We start from the raw sequence: 435 nt of genomic DNA, 5'->3' as shown, positions 1-435 counted from the left end.
CGACAGCTTCTGAGCGCCGCCGAGTTCGGCGCCCCGCGCTCGGGGGGAGCGAGCTTGCCGACCTCCTGGGCGGCGCGGCCGACAGGGTGGTGTTCCTGGACGGGCTGGCGGAGGTCCTGGGTGTCTCGCCCATGGTCTTCCAACCCGACGACGTGGTGGCGCGCCAGGTCGTGGAAGGCATCCAGCGCCTGGCGGCCAGCGGTCAGGGCTTCACGATGGCGGCCCGCGGCGCTGAGGAGATGGGCGTCTCGCCGCAGATGCTGGCCGCTCTTGCGGCGGTGTTGGAGCAGGCGGAACGCGATCGGCCCGGCGCGCAGTCCACCTGACACCTCACAGCCACAGGCTGGCTGTTGCCATGCCCAACCCCGCGCCTGCCAGAGCCTGGGCCACCGTGTGGTACGACAACGCGACTGGCGTCCAGCAGACAGCCATCAC

1 pseudogene is annotated in these 435 nt (G+C 71.5%); it reads left to right on the top strand.

The features are described 5' to 3' along the window. Window positions 1–326: pseudogene (locus G3I78_RS48655) on the top strand (hypothetical protein); the annotation flags it as partial. Window positions 327–435 lie beyond the last annotated feature (109 nt).

Source organism: Streptomyces sp. SID13726, from assembly GCF_010548375.1.
GTDB lineage: Bacteria > Actinomycetota > Actinomycetes > Streptomycetales > Streptomycetaceae > Streptomyces.
The sequence above is the reverse complement of the archived record's forward strand: the minus strand, read 5'-3'. Positions and strand labels throughout refer to the sequence as shown.